Genomic DNA, 1,020 nt, shown 5'->3' with positions numbered 1-1,020 from the left:
GCGTCCGGATGCGGTGGCGATTCGGTTCGGTGAGTGTTCGTTGACGTTCGGTGAGTTGCAGCGTCGGGCGAATCGGGTGGCGCGGGCGTTGATCGCTCAGGGTGCGGGGCCTGAATCGTTGGTGGCGGTGGCGATGCCGCGTACCGAGGAACTGCCGGTGGCGTTGCTGGGTGTGTTGACCGCGGGTGCGGCGTATTTGCCGATCGACACGTCTTATCCGGTGCAGCGGCTGGAGTTCATGCTCGAGGACGCGGCCCCGGTGTGTGTGCTGACCACCGCGCAGCAGCGTGAGGCGGTGCCTGCGGGTGAGTTGCCGGTGGTGCTGTTGTCGGATGCCGAGGCGCACTCGGATGCGCCGGTGGGTGATGCGGAGCGGGTGGCGCCGTTGCGTGCGGACAATTTGGCGTATGTCATCTATACCTCTGGTTCCACGGGTGTGCCGAAGGGTGTGGGTGTGGCGCATCGGAATGTGGTGGAGTTGCTGGCCAACACGCAGCCGTTGTTCGGGTTCGGTGTTGATGATGTGTGGACGTTGTTCCATTCGTTCGCGTTCGATTTCTCGGTGTGGGAGTTGTGGTGCGCGTTGGCGCACGGCGGCCGGGTGGTGGTGGTCGACTATCTGACTTCGCGTTCGCCCGAACAGTTCCGTGAGTTGCTGATCGGTGAGCGGGTGACGGTGCTCAACCAGACTCCGTCGGCGTTCTATCAGTTGGCCGAGGCCGATCGGGCGGCCGGTGCGGGTGAGCTGGGGTTGCGGTATGTGATCTTCGGTGGTGAGGCGCTGGATCTGCGTAAGCTGGGCCGCTGGTATGAGCGTCACGGTGACCGGGCGCGGTTGGTGAACATGTACGGCATCACCGAGACCACGGTGCATGTGTCGTTCCTGCCGGTGTCCGAGCGTGACGCGCGGGAGGCGGCCAGTGTGATCGGGCGGGCGATTCCGGGCTTGTCGGCGTATGTGCTGGATCGGCGGCTGCGTCCGGCGCCGGTGGGTGTGGCCGGTGAGATCCATGTGGTCGG

The 1,020-nt window shown here is 65.2% G+C and carries 1 protein-coding gene; it reads left to right on the top strand.

What is annotated here, in order from left to right; genetic code table 11:
• On the top strand, nucleotides 1-1,020 hold a 1,020-nt coding region (locus ON27_RS24265), incomplete at both ends, for an AMP-binding protein (RefSeq protein WP_043732376.1).

The organism is Nocardia asiatica NBRC 100129, from assembly GCF_000308415.1.
In the GTDB taxonomy this organism is placed as follows: domain Bacteria; phylum Actinomycetota; class Actinomycetes; order Mycobacteriales; family Mycobacteriaceae; genus Nocardia; species Nocardia asiatica.
Note: the sequence above shows the minus strand (reverse complement) of the source record. Positions and strands in the feature narration are given on the sequence as shown.